Below are 807 nucleotides of genomic sequence, written 5' to 3'. Positions count from 1 at the left end.
TGAACTGCGTCCCGAATCTTGGCCTTCTTTATTAGAAGCGAACACTAGGACGCTTTCAATAGCCGTTTCCGAAACTCCACCGGGGTGAGGCCGCCGAGCGCCACTTGGCGACGCCTCGTGTTCCAATGCACGACGTAGGCGTCGAGGTCCCTCTTGAAGGACTCGAAGTCGGCCCACTCGACGCCCCTGAAGAACTCGTCCTTGAGATGCCCGAACACCTGCTCCGTCGCCCCGTTGTCTAGGCAGTTGCCCTTTCTCGACATGCTCTGCCTGGCGCCGTGCCTCCTGAGCTCGTCGGTCCACCTAGGGTGCTGGTACTGCCAGCCCATGTCGCTGTGGACGATCGGCGAGGCCCCGGCCGGCATTCTCGCGAACAGGCGCCTGAGCACCTCCTCCTGCTGGGCCATGTCCGGGCTCGTCGACACCGACCAGGAGACGATCTCCTTCGTGCAGAAGTCGTAGACCGGGGCGAAGTACGCCTTGCCCCAGGGCTGCCTGAATTCCGTGACGTCGGTCCCGAGCTTCTCCCACGGGGCGCCCGCGCGAAAGTCACGCGCTATCAGGTTGTCGAACCTCTCGCCGACCGGGCCGCGGTAGGAGTTGTAGCGATGGTAGTCGGTCTCCCGGCGGATGCCGCAGCGGATGCCGAGCTCCCGCATCATCTTGAGGACCGTCTTGTCCGCTATCCTCGCGCCCAGCTCGGCCCTCAGGCACATCGCTATCTGGCGGTGGCCGCACCCGTTCGCCGTCCTCGAGAAGATCTCGCGCACGGCCTCCCGGAGCTCTGGCCGGGTCGCTCTCGGCGGG

General features: G+C 65.1%; 1 protein-coding gene. It reads right to left on the bottom strand.

The annotated features are described in order from the left end of the window. Positions 1–44 precede the first annotated feature (44 nt). Positions 45–807: IS3 family transposase (locus tag DW136_RS09830; protein ID WP_199580237.1), on the bottom strand; the 763-nt coding region annotated here is incomplete at its 5' end.

Source organism: Collinsella sp. AM12-1 (genome assembly GCF_003472325.1).
Taxonomy (GTDB): domain Bacteria; phylum Actinomycetota; class Coriobacteriia; order Coriobacteriales; family Coriobacteriaceae; genus Collinsella.
This window is presented reverse-complemented; position numbering and strand designations above follow the sequence as displayed.